Below are 15,620 nucleotides of genomic sequence, written 5' to 3' on the forward strand. Positions count from 1 at the left end.
CGCATCAGCAGCCCGCGAGCGCGGCGAGCGCCGCCGCGCCTTCCTCGAGCGTGCTCTGCTCGGTCAGCCCCTGGCGGAGGAAGGTCTGGATCGCATCCATCTTCGCCACCGCCTCGTCGATCCGCGGATTGCTGCCGGCGGTGTAGGCGCCGATGTTGATGAGGTCCTCGGCGTCCCGATGGGTGGCGAGCCAGCCGCGCACCTTGGCGGCGCGCTTCAGGTGGGCCTCGGGAACGATGTCGTTCATGAGCCGCGAAATGCTGCGCAGCACGTCGACCGCCGGGTAGTGGCCCTGATTCGCGAGCGCGCGCGACAGCACGACGTGCCCGTCGAGCAGGCTCCGCGCCGTATCGGCGACCGGCTCGTTCATGTCGTCGCCTTCGACCAGGACCGTATACAGGCCGGTGATGGCGCCCCGGACACAGGTGCCCGCGCGCTCGAGCAACCTCGGCAGGATCGCGAACACCGACGGGGTATAGCCGCGCGCCGACGGCGGCTCGCCGATCGACAGGCCGACCTCGCGCTGCGCCATCGCGAGCCGCGTCAGCGAGTCCATCATCAGCATCACATCGAGGCCGGCGTCGCGGAAATATTCGGCGATCGCCGTAGCGAGGAACGCGCCGCGGATGCGGACGAGCGGCGGCTGGTCGGACGTCGCGACGACGACCACCGAGCGCGCGAGCCCCTCCGCCCCGAGGTCGCGCTCGATGAACTCGCGCACCTCGCGGCCGCGCTCGCCGATCAGCGCGATGACGTTCACCTGGGCGCGCGTCGAGCGCGCGATCATGCCGAGCAGCGCGCTCTTGCCAACCCCCGAGCCGGCGAAGATGCCGAGCCGCTGGCCGCGTCCGCAGGTGAGCAGCGTATTCATCGCGCGCACACCGAGGTCGAGCGGCTCGCGGATCGGCGGGCGCTCGAGCGGATTGATGTGCGGACCGTAGAGGGCGACCTCGCGCTCGACCGCGATCGGTCCGTCGCCGTCGAGCGGCGCCCCGAGGCCGTCGAGGACCCGGCCGCGGAGCCCCGGTCCGACGCCGATCATCGGTCGCTCGCGCGCCACGACGATCCGGTTCCCCGGCTCGATGCCGCTCACCTCGCCGAGCGGCATGAGAAGGACGCGGTTCTGTCGGAAGCCCACGACCTCGGCCGCAATCGCCGCGCCGCCGTCGCGGCGCTCGATCTGGCAGACGCCGCCGATCGGGAGGCCCGGTCCGGTGCCTTCGATCACGAGCCCGATGACGTCGGTCACCCGTCCGCTCACGCGCACCGGGTTCACGTGCCGCAGCTGCTCGACCGCGTGCGCGAGGTGGCGCGCGATCGCACCGCTTCGGTCGGCGACCTCGTCGAGGCCCGCCGCCGCGTCGCCGCGCTCGAGCGTCGCCACTCAGCCCGCCTGCGTCAGCGCCGCGCGGATGGCGCCGATCTGGCTGTCGACGCCGAGGTCGAGGTCGCCGAACCGGCTCTCGAGGATGCAGCCGTTCTCGGTGAGCGCGGCGTCCTCGACGAGCTCCAGCTCCTTCACGTCCTCGAGCATCGGACGCAGCGTCGGCAGCCGTTCGACGAGGAACTTGTGCAGCACCGTGCCGACGCGGATGCGGATCTTCTCGCGATCGAGCGCGTGCCGCACCGCCTCGCGGATCATCCCGAGCCAGTGCTCGGGGTTCTCGGCGAGCTCGCGCTGCACGACCTTGCGGGCGATGCCGAGGGCGAGTGCCAGGAGCTCGTTCTGGTATCGTTCGAGCAGGCTCGCACGGAAGCGCTCGAGCTCCATGACGGCGCGGGCAAAGGTCTCGCCCTCGGCGACGAGCTCGCGGGTCGCGGCTTCGCGGCCGGCCGCGAAGCCGTCGGCGTACGCAGCCTCGGCCGCCTGCTGCGCCTCGTCGACCGCCGGCTCGCCGGCGACGTCGGCCGGCGCGGTCGTGGCCGCGGCCGGCGGATCGCCCCCGCCGAAGTCGCGAAACGGACTCGTCTCCGCCAGGCGCGAGCCGAGCGTCACCTTGCCGAGCGCGCCGAGGGGCGACGATGCGCCGGTCGGCGCCGCGGCCGCGGGCTTCAGTCGCTCAAACGAGGACATCGTCCGACCCTCCGCCGGCGACCACGAGCTTGCCGTCCGCCTCGAGGTCGCGCACCGCGGCGACGATGCGTTGCTGCGCCGCCTCGACGTCCTTCAGGCGCGCCGGCCCCGACGAGCTCAGGTCCTCGCGCAGGATCTCGGCCGCGCGGCTCGAGACGTTGGCGAAGATCTTCTCCGAGAGCGCCGGGCTCGCCGTCTTGAGCGCCAGCAGCAGGTCCTCGCGCGCGACCTCCTTCAGCAGGGTCTGCATGCTGCGGTTGTCGAACTGCAGGCAGTCCTCGAACGTGAAGAGCATCGCGCGGATCGAGCCGGCGAGCTCGGGATCGCGCTGCTCGAGGTCCTCGAAGATCCGGCCTTCGGTCGCCTTGTCGGCGTGCTTCATCATGTCGGCGACGACCTTCGGCCCGCCCGCCGCCTTGCCGGCCTCGCGCGCGAGGCCCTTCACCTGGTCGCGCAGGATCGCGCCGACCTCCTGCACCACCGAGGGCGGGATCGCGGCGTCGAGGCGTGCGAGCCGCTCCACCAGCTCCGTCTGGAGCGCCTCCGGAAGCCCGCGCAGCACGAGCATCGCCTGCGACGGCGCCATGTGCGCGAGGATGAGGGTCGCGATCTGCGGGTGCTCGGTCTCAAGCAGCCGCGCCAGGCCGTCCGCCGGGACGCCGTCGAGCGCGCGCGCCAGGCCGCTCGACTCGCCGGTCGGCAACTGATCGAGCTCGGCCAGGATCTCGTCGCGGTTTCCGGCCATCGACGGTTCGCCGTTCGCGAGCGTCTGGTTCACCAGCGAGCGCGCGAAGAGCAGTCCGTCCACGCGCAGACCCCGCGAGCCGCTGACGCGTTTGCGGTAGTCCTGCTCGACCGCGCGGAGGTGCTCGGCCGGCACCGTCCGCATGCGGGCGAGCGCCTTCGTCACGGCGCGCACCTCGCCGTCCTCCAGATGACGGAAGACCTCGGCCGCCACCTCCTCGCCGAGGGAGAGCAGCAGCACGGCGGCTTTCTCGACGCCCGCGAGCTCGTCGGCCATCGCTAGCGACGCTCCCGCAGCGCGGCGTCGTCAGCGAGCGCGTCGCTCATTTCTGCGCCAGCCACTGGCGGATGACTTCCGCCGTGTGCTCGGGGTTCTGCTGCGCCATCTGCAGCATGCCGGCCGGCACCGGGAGATCGGCGCCCGCCGTGGCGACGCTCGCGCGCGCGGTCGGAGGCGGAATGTACGGCATCTCGGCAGCGACCGGGGCGCGGTTCGCCATCGCAAGCAGGAACGGCCGGACGACCGTCATCAGCACCACCAGCGCGACGACGATACCGGCGAGCCGCCACAAGACCTCGGAGAACTGCCCGACCTTCGCGAGCATCCCCGGGGCCTCCGGCGCTTCGACGGCGGCCGCCGCCTGGAACGGCGCGCTCGCAACCTCGATCTGGTCGCCGCGCTCCTCGTTGAAGCCGACGGCGCGCTTGATGAGCTCGCGATAGCGGTCGATCTCCTCCTGGGGCCGCGGCACGAACGTCCGGGCGTCGCCCTCGCCCGTCCACGTGCCGTCGACGAGCACGGCGACCGAGAGCTTCCGCACGGCGCCCATCTGCTCGATGCGCCGGCTCACGACCTTGCTGATCTCGTAGTTGAGATTGGTGTCTTCGCGCTCCGAGGTCGGCCCGCTCGTCGCGGCGGCGGGCGCGTTGGTGAGGTCGTCGGTCGCCGCGCCGCTCCCGCCCCCCTGCGCGCTCGTCTCCTTGGAACGCTTCTCGTTGCGGACGGCCACGCGGTCGGGATCGAAGCTCTCCTCGGTCTTCTCGACCTGCGCCAGGTCGAGCGCCACGGTGACGCGCGCGAGCGCGTGCCCGGGGCCGAGCACCCGCGCCAGCATGCTCTCGATGCTCTCGGTGTAGCCCTGCTCCAGCTCGCGCTGGAACGTCATCAGCCCCTTGCCCGGGCTGCGGGTGTCCTGCTCCGTCTGGTCCCGGGTCAGCACCTGGCCGTTCACGTCGACGACCGTCACGTCGTTCGGGCGCAGACCCTCGACGCTCGCCGCGACGAGGTGCACCACGCCCGCGATCTGCTCGGGCGCGAGCACCCGCCCCGAGCGCAGCTTCAGCACGACCGAGGCCGAGGGCCGCCGCTCTTCCGAAACGAAGAGCGAACGCTCCGGCATCGCGAGGTGCACGCGCGCCGACTCGACCGTGTCGAGCTCGGCGATCGAGCGCGCCAGCTCCCCCTGGAGCGCGCGCTGGTAGTTCAGGCGCTGCACGAAGTCGGTCATGCCGAGCGTCTGCTTGTCGAAGATCTCGAAGCCGACGCCGCCGCCCTGCGGGATGCCGCGGCCGGCGAGCGCCATGCGGGTCTCGTAGAGCCGCCCCGCGGCGACCTCGATGTTCCCGCCGTTGTCGCTCACCCGGTACGGGATCTTCTCGGTCTTGAGGTATTCGATGACGGCGGCCGCGTCGGAGCCGCCGAGCCCGCTGTAGAGCACCCGGTACTGCGGCTGCTGCACCCACCAGGCGAGGGCGCCCGTGCCGACCAGGATGCCGACCGTCATCCCCACGAACGTGAGCCGCCGCGCCGGCGGCAAGCCGAGGAAGAAGTTCTTGAGCTGCTCCAGCAGTCCGTTCAGCCGATCCATGCGCCCGCCTCAGCCCCTCTCGTCAGACCTGCATCCGGAGGATTTCCTGGTACGCCTCGACGATCTTGTTGCGGACCTGCATCATCATCCGGAACGAGACGTCGGCCTGCTCCATCGCGATCATCGTCTCGTGCAGGCTCACCTTCTCGCCGGTCGCGAGCGCGGTGATGGCGGCGTCGGCCTTCTGCTGCATGGCGTTCACCTCGGTGAGCGACCTCTTCAGCACGGACGCGAACGAGCCCTCGCCGTCCTTGGCCGCACCGGTCTTGCCCGTCGGCTCGGGACCGCCGAGCCCGGCGATGCCCGGAACGTTCGTGATGTCCTTGATCTCCATCGTGGTCCTCGCGCGCGATTACCGGCCGATCGAAAGCGCGGCCTCGAGCACGCGCTTGGTGGCGTTCACCGCTGCGACGTTGGCCTCGTATGCGCGCGTCGCCGTCATGAGATCGACCATCTCGGTGATCGGATTGACGTTCGGGTACGCGACGTAGCCCTTGGCGTCGGCGTCCGGGTGGCCCGGATCGAACACGACGCGCGGGGGCGCGTCGTCCGACTCGACCCGCGCGACGCGGACGGCGCCGCCCGGCTGCGCCCCGAGCACGTCGTCGAACGTGCCGCCCGGCATGGCTTCCAGCACCACGTCGCGGCGCTTGTAGGGACCGCCTTCGGGCGTGCGCGTGCTCTGGGCGTTCGCCAGGTTCGCGGCGATGACGTCCATGCGCAGGCGCTGGGCCTGGAGCGCGCTCGAGCTGATCGCGAGGGTCGCGCCGACGTCCATCACTTGCCTCCCTCGATGACGCGCTTCAGTCCCGCGTAGCGGTCGGACAGGATCTGCGTCAGCGCCTGGATCTTGAACACGTTCTCCGAGAGGCGCCCGACCTGCACGTCGAGCGCCACCGAGTTGCCGTCGGGCTTGAGCACCGCGTCGCGATCCACCGCCGGCTCGATCCGCGGCGGCTCGGGCGGCGCCTTCGCGCCCTCCGGCGTCTTGCTGCCGGGCTCGGGCGGCGCGAGCGCGGCGGCCAGCTGGTCGGCGAACTGGAGCTCGCGGGCCCGATAGCCCGGAGTCTCCGAGTTGGCGATGTTCTCGGCGAGGACCTGATGGCGAGCCTGGTAGAGATCCAGGGCAGCGCCGAGTCCTTCCGTCAACGGTCCGAAGAGCTGCATGACGATGTCTCCCTGGAGTGTGCGCGCAGCAAGCCGCGTTCCAGCGCGCTTCGCATGGCGGGCCGCTCGAATCCGCGCGCCGGCCGGCGCTTCGCGCCGCGCCGGCCCCCCGCAGGCGTCAGATCCCTGACCGGCAGAATCTGCCGCCCGCCAGATTCGTGGCCGCGCGGGCGGGATCTGGCACGGACGCTCATGCCGCGCCGAGCGCCTCGCTCCCGCCCATGCGGTACTCGGCGAGCTTGTTCCGCAGGGTCCGTACGCTGATGCCGAGCATCTCGGCGGCGCGGCTGCGGTTGTTGTTGGTGCGTTTGAGCGTCTCCATGATCAGGCGGCGCTCCACCTCGTGGACGGTCAAGCCCGCGAGCGATCCGGTCGCGCTCGGCTCCGCGATCGGCTCCTCGTCGATCTGGACGTCGGCGGCCGTGATGACGCCGCTACCGGCGAGGAGCGCGGCGCGCTCGATCACGTGCTCGAGCTCGCGCACGTTCCCGGGAAACGGCTGCCGCTTCAGATACGCGCGCGCCGCCGCGTCGACCGTGAGCCGCTTGTCCGTCGAGAAGCGCCGGCAGAAGTGGTCGATGAGGCCGTCGATGTCCTCGCGCCGACTCCGCAGCGGAGGCAAGGTCAGCGGGAGCACGTTCAGCCGGTAGTACAGATCCCGGCGAAACGCGCCCGACGCGACCAGCGCGCGCAGCGGCCGGTTGGTGGTCGCGATCACGCGCGTGTCGATGGCGACCGGACGCGTGCCGCCGACCCGGTCGACCTCGTGCTCCTGCAGCACGCGCAGCAGCTTCGCCTGCAGGAGCGGCTCCATCTCGCTCACCTCGTCGAGCAGCAGCGTCCCGCCGTGCGCGAGCTCGAACTTGCCGAGCTTCCGCGTGGTCGCTCCCGTGAAGGCGCCGCGCTCGTGCCCGAAGAGCTCGCTCTCGAGGAGCTCGCGTGGCAGCGCCGCGCAGTTCACCGCGACGAACGGGTGCTGCCGGCGCGGGCCCGCGTTGTGGACGTAGCGCGCGACGAGCTCCTTGCCGGTCCCGCTCTCGCCCTCCAACAGAATCGGCGCGCGGCTCCCGGCAACGCCGGCCGCGACCGCGAGCAGGCGCTGCAGAACCGGCGCGCAGGTCACGATGCGGCGTTCGCCGGGCCCGCGATTGCCGGATCCGCCCGCGGCGCGCTCGCCCTCGGGGTCACGCAGCACGTTCCGCACGAGGTGGACGAGATCGCCGGGCGCGAAGGGCTTGGTCAGGAAGTCGCGGGCGCCGGCCTTCATGGCGGCGACCGCGTCCTCCACGGTGCCGTACGCGGTCATCATGACCATCGGCAGGCCGGGGTGGCGCTCCTGGACGGCCGCGAGCAGCTCGGCGCCGGTCATGATCGGCATGCGCATGTCCGAGACGACGAGCGCGAAGCCGCATTCGCTGAGCGCCGCGAGCGCCGCCGCCCCCGAGTCGACCGCGGTCACCGCGAAGCCGTGGCGCTCCAGCACCTCCGTGACGCCGAGGCGCATCGCGCGCTCGTCGTCGACCACCAGGATCCGTTCCATCAGTCTTCTCCTTCGAGGGCCGCCTGCTGCGGCAACGTGAGTACGAAAACGGCGCCGGCCCCATCCGCGTCCGGCCGCGGCCGGACCGCGAGCGTCCCGCCGTGCGCGGCGATCGCCGCGCGCGCGACCGCGAGCCCGAGGCCCGTACCGCGCTCCTTCGTGGTGAAGAACGGCGCGAAGATCGTCTCCTCGCAGCCCGAAGGGATCCCGGGACCGGTGTCGGCGACGGTCACCCGCACCCAGCGGCCCGCCGGCTCGACCGTCACCGCGAGCGTCCCCTCGCCCGCCATCGCCTCACCGGCGTTGCGGAAGAGGTTCGAGAGCGTCTGCAGCACGAGGCCGCGATCGAGCGCGCAGGTCGCCCCGACGGCGCCGCGCCGCTCCACCCGAACGGCGGACCCGAGCGACGGCCCGCTCGCGAGGAGCGCGTCGTCGACCAGGCCGTCGAGCTCGACGCTCGCGCGGCGGGGCTCGGGCAGGCGCGTGTAGTCGAGGATGTTGCTGACGAGGTGGTTCAGGTCGGCGATGCAGCTCGCGATCTGCCCGGTGAGCCGCTCCGCCGCCGGGCGGTCCGCGACCTCCTCGGCCAGCATGCCGGTGAAGAGCTCCATGGCGCCCAGGGGATTGCGCACCTCGTGGGCCAGCGTCGCCGCCATCTCGCCCATCGCGGCGAGCCGGCTGTGGCGGAGCGCCTGCGACTCGAGGCAGCGCTGCCGCTCGATGGACGCCGTGAGCGCGCGCTGCTTCTCGTCGAGCTCGGCGCGCAGCGCCTCGACGTGCGCTTGCAGCGCCCGGTACTGGGTCTCCAGCATCGAGGTCGCGCCGGTGAACACCTCGAACGCCGCCTGCAGCTCGGCGAGGCGATCCGTGGTGGGCGCCGCGCCGGACCCGCGCTCCGCGGCCTCGATCATGGCTCCTCTCCCGCGCCCGCGAGCGGCTTCACGATGACCTCGTACTCGCGCGCCGCGCCGGCCACCCGGCGGGCGAGCGGGTCCTTCGCCTTGGCGGCCTCGTCGAACGCCGCGGCGTCGCCGCCGGGCAGCCGGCGCGCCGCGATGCGGGCCGCGCGATAGGCCGCGTCGGCCGCGATCGGGTCGTTGCCGTACCGCGCCGCGAGCGTCGTGAATGCGGCGAGCGCGGTGTCGTCGTCGCCGGCGTCGTCGGCGAGCCCGCCGACGAGCGCGAGTCCGGCCGCGTGACGCGCCGGCGGGAGCTCCGCCGTCGCGCCCGGCTCGAGCGCCTGCCGGGCGAGCGCCAGCGCGACCGACGGCGCCCGCTCCCGCAGGAGCTCGGCGACGTCGAGCGAGAGCGGCCGCGTGAGGTCTCCATCCTCGATGATGGCGGCGGCGACCGCCGCGTGCGCCGCGGTCCCGTCGCCGGCGAGGGCCAGCGCGCGGGCCCGGAGCGCGAGCGCACCCCCGCTCCGGCCGCGCGTCCGGATCCATTCGTCGGCGACCGCGAGCGCGCCGGCCCCGTCGCGCCGGTCGAGCGCGAGTTCGCCGCGCGCGGCGAAGAGCCCGTCCGGCGCCGCCGATCCGGCGTTCGCCTGTGCCGCGGCGAGGACGCGCTCCGCTTCGCCGTAGAGGCCGATGCCGCGATACGCCTCGGCCACCAGCAGTTGATCCCCGAGGCCGAGCGCCGCCGGGTCGACGTGCGCCTCGTGCAGCGTCGCGAGCGCCTCCCCCATCGCGCCGCGCGCGAGCGCGCTCCGCGCCGACTGCATCACGAGCGTGCGCCGCGCCGGGTCCGACGCCTCGGGGGTGAGGCGTTCGAGGCGCTTCAACCCCGCGGCGACGTCGCCGCCGACGCCGTCGAGGAGCGCGAGACGCACGGTCGCCTGTCGCGCCGCGCGCGCGCCGTGGGCGCCGCCGGCGAGCCGGTCGTAGATCCGACGCGCCCCCTTGGGGTCGTGGGCCGCCTCGGCGACGGCGCCCAGGTCGACCAACACCGCACCCTGGTCCGGGCGGCCGAGACCCTTCTCGGCCTCGCCGAGCAGCGTCTTGGCGGCGGCGACGTCTCCCTGCGCGAGCGCCAGCCGGCCGCGGACCCAGACCGTCTCGGCATCGCTGGCGATCTCGGGCGGACAGAGCGCGCCGAGCGCGGCGAGCTCCGCCGCGGCGAGAGCGGCGTTGCCGTCCGCGAGCGCCAGGCGCGCGCGCCCGCGAGCCGCGAGGCACGCGCCGAGGCCGCCCATGTCGCTCGCGCGCCGGTAGTCGTCGATCGCGATCGGCGCCTTGCCGGTGAGGAACGCGAGATCGCCCGCGAGCCCGCGAACGAGCCCGCCGGTCGGGTCGACCGCCGCCTCGCCAGCGACGGTGTGCATCTCGGTCACGAACTCCATCGCCCGGTAGGCGAGCGCGATGTTGAGGCGCACGCGCCAGGCGTCGGGGAAGTCGGGATGGGCGCGGAGCGCGCTCCGATATGCGTCGACGACGGGCAGGAGCTTCCCCTCGGGCGCACGGGTCGCGAAGAGGACGTCCGCCGCGAGGAACGCCGCGGCCGGAGTCACGATCGTCGGAGTATCCTCGGCCTCGGGGAGCTTGCCGCGCGCGAGAGCGCCGACGAGCGCCGTGATCGTGTGGTCGCCGACGTAGGCTGCGGCCTTCGGGTCCGCAACGCAGATGGCGGTGCCGGCGAAGCGGCGCCAGAGACAGCGCAGTCCGTAGGTCGACGACGGCTGCGGCGCGGACGCGGACGCCGCCGGCGCCGGCGCCGGCTCCTTCGCCGCCCCATGGTCCTCGGTCGTCGAAAGCGCGGTGAGCACGGTCGCGCGCGCCAACGCCTCCGCGCTCGGCGGCTCGTGCGCCGCCGCGGCCCGCGACGCGGGATCGCTGGCGCGCCCCTCGTGTCCGGCCGCCGCGACGGCGACCGGCTCGCGGGCGGACGCCGCGGGCGTCACGACCGGCACGGGCTTCGCGGGTCCGTGCGCCGCCGCGGTCGCGCGCGGCGGGCGCGGCGTCGCCGTCGCCGCCGGCGGCTTCGTGGCGGTCCGCTTCGCCGCCGGGCTCGCGGCCCTGGCGGACGCGGTCGGCGCGGCGCCGGGCGTGCGCGTCGGCTTCGGCGTCCGCGCGGGCGCCGCCGTCCCCGTCGGCGCCGCCGCGAGGAGCTCGATCACCAGGCGCGGCGGATCGTCGACCGAGCGCGCGTCGATCCCGTGGACGGCGCCGCTCGGCTGGATGCGGATGCTGGTGTCGCCCTTGACGCCCGCCGCGAGGACGAGGTGCTTCACGGCGTCGCCGCCGTTCCCCCAACCGTCGGCCCCGAAATCCTGCCCCTGGATGGCCGGCGCCACCTCGCTCCGCGGCACGCGGACCTCGAAGCCGTCGCCGGCGCGCGCCGCGAGCGCGCCGCTCACCGGCTCGTTCAGGAAGAGGACGATGCGCGCGCCGTCGCGATCGGCGACGACGTGCGGCGGCGACGCGAAGATCGGATCGGCCGCGGCGTCGGCCGCGACGAGCGAGCCGAGGATGGCGAGGACGACGAACGTGCGTGTCGGTTCCATGGCTGAACGCGGCAATTCTTGCCGGGTTCAGCAACGGCTGTGCCGACGGGTCCGCCGCGTCGTTGCTCGCGTTTCTCGCCGGCGCGCGGCTGGAGGACGCCCGCGGGCCAGATCGTTGGCTGCATCGGGGTCAGAGAGTTGGCGACGCCAAGCCCGGCTGCCTCGCGCGGCTACCGGCTGTCCACCAGGCGATCTCCCGTACAGCGCACGAGCGGCGGTGCCCCGGAACGGACTCCAAGCTGCCCATCGATCGCCCCGGGCGCTTTCCCTTCGGCACGGATCGTCCCGCCTCGGAACGATCGAACGTGCCCGACACCAGGGGGAGCGCATCGAGCCGCGCTACGAGCCAGGCCGCCGACTGCACCGTCCGCGCCGAAGCTCCCAGGCGCTCCCGCGCGTGTCGTCGGAGATGCCGGCGCGCTGCGCTCGGCCCGCACCGGTCGCGGCCTCACGCAACCGGCGCGAGGACGGCCGCGGCGCCGAGCGGCGGCGACGGAGCAATGGAGGAGACGGTGCTCGCGGCTTCGGAAAAAGAATCGCGGTGTTGGCGGGAATCGCCCCGCGCCGCTACGCCGCGGCGCCGAGCCGCGCGCGCGTCGCCGCGGCCCAGCGCTCGAGCACCGGCGCGAGCGATCCGTCGAGGAGCGACGCCAGCGTCTCCCAGGCCCGTTCCTCCTCCGCCGCGAGGAGCCGCGGGGCGAGCGTCGCGATGTCCTCCCGCGCCGCCGACGGCTCGTCGGCGGCGAGGAGCGCCAGCTGGTAGTCGAGGAGCAACGTCAGGCGCAGCTCCTCCATCAAGCACGCGAGGAGCCCATTCGCCGAGCGCGTCTCCGCCGCGCGCAGCAACGTCGCGACCATGCGGCTCCGCATCGCGACCGCGTCGAGCGTCTCGGCGAGATCCCGGCGCTTCTCCCTCGCGAACACGGTCGGGGACTGCGTCGAGATCTTCAGCCGCTCGATGCCCCTCGCGGCGCGGCGCGCGTACTGCTGCTCATCGCCGGCGTGAAACGCCACGCCGTCGAGCTCGATGGCGGTCACCATCTCGCTCGGGTCGACGTGCATGCGGCTCGCCTCGATGATCTCGCCGACGGTCGCGCCGGGCACGGCGCCGCTCAGGATCTCCCGCTCATTGATGAAGACGTGCATCGTCCGTGTGCTCCTTGGTTGCAGCGGCGCCGAGGAGCGCCGTCATGGTGTCCGCGCCGCGGGCCAGATCCCGATAGAGGCGCGCCGTCTCGACCGCCAGCGTCGCGACGTCGTCGCCCTCGAGGTTCTCCTTGCCGAAGACGAACATCTGCGTGAGGACGGTCGTGTCCGGGTGCATGGCGCCGTGCTCCTTGATCGCGCGGTCCAGCACCTCGAGCTCGCGGCCGAGCCGCTCGAGCTCCGCGATGCGCGGCTGCTCGGCGCGCGCGAGCTTGGCGAGCGTTCCCGCCTGGACGAGCCCGTCGCGGGCGAGCGTCGCGAGCGCGACGAACGGGCCGAGGTCGAGCGGCGCCGCCGCCGGCGGCGGCAGCGGCGCGCCCCCGAGCACGTGCGCGAAGGTCGCGCGGTACGCGTCGCGGAGCGCGTCCTCACGCCGCCGCGGCGGCGCGCCGAGCGGCGTCGCCGTGAATCGTCCCGTCGCGTCGAAACCCGTCCGATAGATCCGCGCCGGCAGCATCGTTCCGGCGATCGCTTCGAGGCCCGCCCAGTCCTCGCCGATCCGCGCCAGCGCGACCGCGGCGATCGCGTCCGGCAAGAGCTCGTCGCGGCAGAACGGCGCGAGACAGGTGACGTTGTGATCGCAGGGGGCGCACGGCGCGCCGGTGTGGACGACGACGTGGTCGGCGGCGTACGGCCCCGTATCGAATGGCGACGCCGGCCCGAAGAAGAGCCCCACCACCGGCGTCCCGACCGCGACCGCCATGTGCATGGGGCCGGTGTCGCCCGTGATCAGGGCCGCCGCGCGCCGGAGCAGCGCGCCGAGCTCGCCGACGCCCGTCCGTCCGCAGGTGTTGATCGCGGCCGCGCCGACCGCCGCGACGACGCGGTCGCCGAGGGCGCGGTCGCCGCCGCCGCCGATCACGACCACGCGGAGCCCCGCCGCGGCGAGCGCGCCGCCGAGCGTCGCGAACGAGGCTTCCGGCCATTGCCGGATGGCGCGGCTCGCGCCGAGCTGCATGGCGACGAAGCGGTCGGCGGCTCCGATGCCGTGCTCGGCGAGCAGCGCCGCCGCCTTCGCGTCGGCCGCGGGCCGCACCTCGTACCGCAGCCGGCGGGCATCCGGGAGCTCGTCGGTCATCGCACAGTAGTAGTCGACCAGGTTGAAGGGCGCGACGCGGCGGTTCAGGCACATCGTCGCGAACAGCCGCGCCCAGGGGTGGCGGATCACGCGCAGCCCGTCGGGCGTCATCGACCAGCCGCGCACGTCGGGAATGCGGAGGAGCCCCATGAAGACGGCGCTCATCCGCGAGCTCGAGTAGTTGAGCGCCAGGTCGAAGCGCTCGGCGCGGAGCTCCCCGATCACCTGCTCGACGTACCGATACGCCGCGAGGAGGTGCTCCCCGCCCTCGAGCATGAGGTTCCCGAGCCGGTCGAGCTCGACGCGGTACACCCGGTCGATCCCGGGAATGTCGTCGCAGACGTCGGCGAAGCTCTTCTCGGCCATGAGCGTGATCGCGGCCGCGGGATGCCGCCGCCGGAGCGCCGCGATCGCCGGCGACGTCTGCAGCAGATCGCCGAAGCGCGTGAGGTTGACGATCAGGATCCGCTCGACGCCGCGCCGGCGGCTCGCGGCGCTCACAGGCGCTGCTCCCGGAGGTAGAGCTCGTCGAACTGGTGCAGGAAGAGGAAGATCGCCTCCGCCTCGCTGAGCGCGCCCTCGCGCGTCGCGAGGCTCGCGGCCAGGCGGTCGATCGCGAAGGGGGTGTGCGGGTCGAAGCGTCCGAGGAACTCCGTGAGACCGCCCGCGGCGCTCGGCGCGACGTCGGCGACGGTCGCGGTGCGACGCTTGCCGAGTAGCCGCTCCTGGGCCGGGCCGATCACCGCCGCGAGGAGGTCTTCCATGCGGCGCGCGTAGGTGTGCTCGGCGAGCGCGCGCTGCCGCGCGCGGCCGGCGAGCGCGAGCCGATCGTCCTCGTGCGCGAGGTAGTGCTCGGCCGCCGCGCGGAGCCCGGCCGCGCTGTCGACGACGGCGAGCTCGCGGCCCTCCGCGAACAGCGGCGGCAGGAGCGCGCGGCGGTCGACGAGCTGGAACGCGCCGGCGCCGGCGAGCTCGAAGGTGCGCGGGTTCACGAAGTCGCCGCGTGGGTCGACCCCCTCGTGGTAGGTCGACGAGTGCAGGTTCACGTTGATCTTGCTGGCGTTGAAGATGCGCACCGCGTCCTCGGTGTCGACGCGGGCGCCGCTCCGCTGCAGGACGCGCGCGAGGTCGGCGGCGCCGTCCCAGTCGTTGCCCCAGATCTTGAAGTCGAGGTCGAGGAAGCGGCGAAACGCGAGGCGACGGTTGCGATAGCCCGCCCCGACGAACGAGACGTCGCTGCCGAGCTCGGCCTGCTCCGCCGCGTCGAGCACGAGCGGGCGGTGGACCCGCGGATCGAAGCCGCACGGCAGATAGGCGAGCCGGGCGTCGGTCACCTGCGCCATCGCGTCGAGGCACGGCTCGGTCTGGATCGTGAAGACGTAGTCGTAGTGGCGCGCGAGCTCGCGCCAGTAGGTCATCACCCGGTAGTCCTCGACGAACCAGAGCGCGCGCAGCACGCCGCGCCTGCCGATCGCCTCGAGGGCGGAGGCGTTGAGGGGCGCCTGCGCGAGCGCCAGGACGAGGTCCGGCTCGAGCGCGTCGACGGCCGCCGCGATGCCGGCGGCCATCACGTCACAGAAGCCCGCTTCGAGCACGCGCCGCTGCGCGCGTCGCGCCCCGAAGCGCGTGAGCCCCTGGAACGCGTCGTGGAACGGCGCGAGGTCGAGCAGGTGGGCGTCGTGGCCGAGCTCGCCGAGCGCGCGCGCGGCGTAGCCGGCGATCGGCCACGAGCCGCCGTAGAGCGGGGTCGCGACCAGCACCTTCAAGCGGAGCCCGCTGCGCGCCGCCCGCGCCTGCCAGGCCTGGAGCGCGCGCCGATACGCGGCGCCGGAGACGGGCGCCCCGTCCGGCACGAGCAACGCGGGCGCGTGCGCGACGACCAGCGTCCGCTCGCCTGCGGCCGCGTCGGGCCCGTCGTCGGCGGCGATCGCGAGCTCGACGCGCCCGAGGAGCGCGGCGAGGTCGCGCGTCGCGAGCGCCGTGCGCAGAACCGCGAGGTCCGGCTCGACGACGACGATGCCGCCCGCGAAGCGCGCGGCGAGCGCCTCGAGGTGGTAGCCGAGCCCGCAACCGACGACGACCACACGCGTCGCGGCGACGGCCTCGAGCCGGTCCACGACGCCGCGCGCCCAGCGCTCGCCGTCGCCGACGGGGTCGACGAGATGATGCAACGGCGCGCCGGCGACGGCGAGGGTCGGCTCTCCCTTCGGCGTCGCGGCGACCACGTGCGTCGCGGGCACCGCGGTCGTGGCAAGACGGCGCGCGAGCGCGGGCCACCGCGCCGCCACCACCGCCACGTTCTCGCTGCGGAGCTCGCTCACACACCTTCCCGTGCGACCGTCCGTTGCCGTCATGTCATGTGCGCTGGCGCGGACCGACCGCCACCCGCCCGGCCTCCCGGCCGAGCGAGCGACGGTCCGGCTCTCCCCTTCCACTCCCCC

The 15,620-nt window shown here is 73.8% G+C and carries 13 protein-coding genes; all 13 read right to left on the bottom strand.

Annotated elements, in window-relative coordinates:
• Positions 1-4: 4 nt before the first annotated feature.
• Entirely contained in the window at positions 5-1,318 is a 1,314-nt protein-coding gene (locus IT293_09450) for a FliI/YscN family ATPase (protein ID MCC6764875.1), read from the bottom strand.
• A 66-nt stretch (positions 1,319-1,384) separates the two neighbouring features.
• Positions 1,385-2,074 carry a hypothetical protein gene (locus IT293_09455; protein MCC6764876.1) on the bottom strand — a complete coding sequence of 230 codons (690 nt, stop codon included), beginning with the start codon at positions 2,072-2,074 and terminating at the stop codon, positions 1,385-1,387.
• On the bottom strand, positions 2,061-3,095 hold the full coding sequence (gene fliG / locus IT293_09460) for a flagellar motor switch protein FliG (GenBank protein ID MCC6764877.1): 1,035 nt from the start codon (positions 3,093-3,095) through the stop codon (positions 2,061-2,063). Before fliG ends, IT293_09455 begins: the two co-directional genes overlap by 14 nt.
• 46 nt (positions 3,096-3,141) lie before the next feature.
• The gene (gene fliF / locus IT293_09465) at positions 3,142-4,686 is read right to left on the bottom strand and encodes a flagellar M-ring protein FliF (protein ID MCC6764878.1); all 1,545 of its coding nucleotides are present in this window, start codon (positions 4,684-4,686) and stop codon (positions 3,142-3,144) included.
• Positions 4,687-4,708: 22 nt separating this feature from the next.
• The gene (gene fliE, locus IT293_09470; GenBank protein MCC6764879.1) at positions 4,709-5,020 is read right to left on the bottom strand and encodes a flagellar hook-basal body complex protein FliE; all 312 of its coding nucleotides are present in this window, start codon (positions 5,018-5,020) and stop codon (positions 4,709-4,711) included.
• Between the two features lie 18 nt (positions 5,021-5,038).
• Entirely contained in the window at positions 5,039-5,464 is a 426-nt protein-coding gene (flgC, locus tag IT293_09475; GenBank protein MCC6764880.1) for a flagellar basal body rod protein FlgC, read from the bottom strand.
• A complete protein-coding gene (flgB, locus tag IT293_09480; protein MCC6764881.1) occupies positions 5,464-5,853 on the bottom strand; it encodes a flagellar basal body rod protein FlgB in 390 nt (129 codons plus the stop codon). Before flgB ends, flgC begins: the two co-directional genes overlap by 1 nt.
• Positions 5,854-6,043: 190 nt before the next feature.
• Positions 6,044-7,396 carry a sigma-54-dependent Fis family transcriptional regulator gene (locus IT293_09485; protein MCC6764882.1) on the bottom strand — a complete coding sequence of 451 codons (1,353 nt, stop codon included), beginning with the start codon at positions 7,394-7,396 and terminating at the stop codon, positions 6,044-6,046.
• Positions 7,393-8,304, bottom strand: coding sequence for a hypothetical protein (locus IT293_09490; GenBank protein MCC6764883.1), 912 nt, complete (start codon positions 8,302-8,304; stop codon positions 7,393-7,395). Before IT293_09490 ends, IT293_09485 begins: the two co-directional genes overlap by 4 nt.
• The gene (locus IT293_09495) at positions 8,301-10,895 is read right to left on the bottom strand and encodes a hypothetical protein (protein MCC6764884.1); all 2,595 of its coding nucleotides are present in this window, start codon (positions 10,893-10,895) and stop codon (positions 8,301-8,303) included. The genes IT293_09490 and IT293_09495 overlap by 4 nt, the downstream gene beginning before the upstream one ends.
• A gap of 567 nt (positions 10,896-11,462) precedes the next feature.
• Positions 11,463-12,041 carry a hypothetical protein gene (locus IT293_09500; GenBank protein MCC6764885.1) on the bottom strand — a complete coding sequence of 193 codons (579 nt, stop codon included), beginning with the start codon at positions 12,039-12,041 and terminating at the stop codon, positions 11,463-11,465.
• Positions 12,022-13,680 carry a glycosyltransferase family 9 protein gene (locus IT293_09505; GenBank protein MCC6764886.1) on the bottom strand — a complete coding sequence of 553 codons (1,659 nt, stop codon included), beginning with the start codon at positions 13,678-13,680 and terminating at the stop codon, positions 12,022-12,024. Before IT293_09505 ends, IT293_09500 begins: the two co-directional genes overlap by 20 nt.
• Positions 13,677-15,500 carry a glycosyltransferase gene (locus tag IT293_09510; protein ID MCC6764887.1) on the bottom strand — a complete coding sequence of 608 codons (1,824 nt, stop codon included), beginning with the start codon at positions 15,498-15,500 and terminating at the stop codon, positions 13,677-13,679. Before IT293_09510 ends, IT293_09505 begins: the two co-directional genes overlap by 4 nt.
• Positions 15,501-15,620: the final 120 nt, after the last annotated feature.

The organism is Deltaproteobacteria bacterium (assembly GCA_020848745.1).
Classification (GTDB): Bacteria; Desulfobacterota; Binatia; order UTPRO1; family UTPRO1; genus UTPRO1.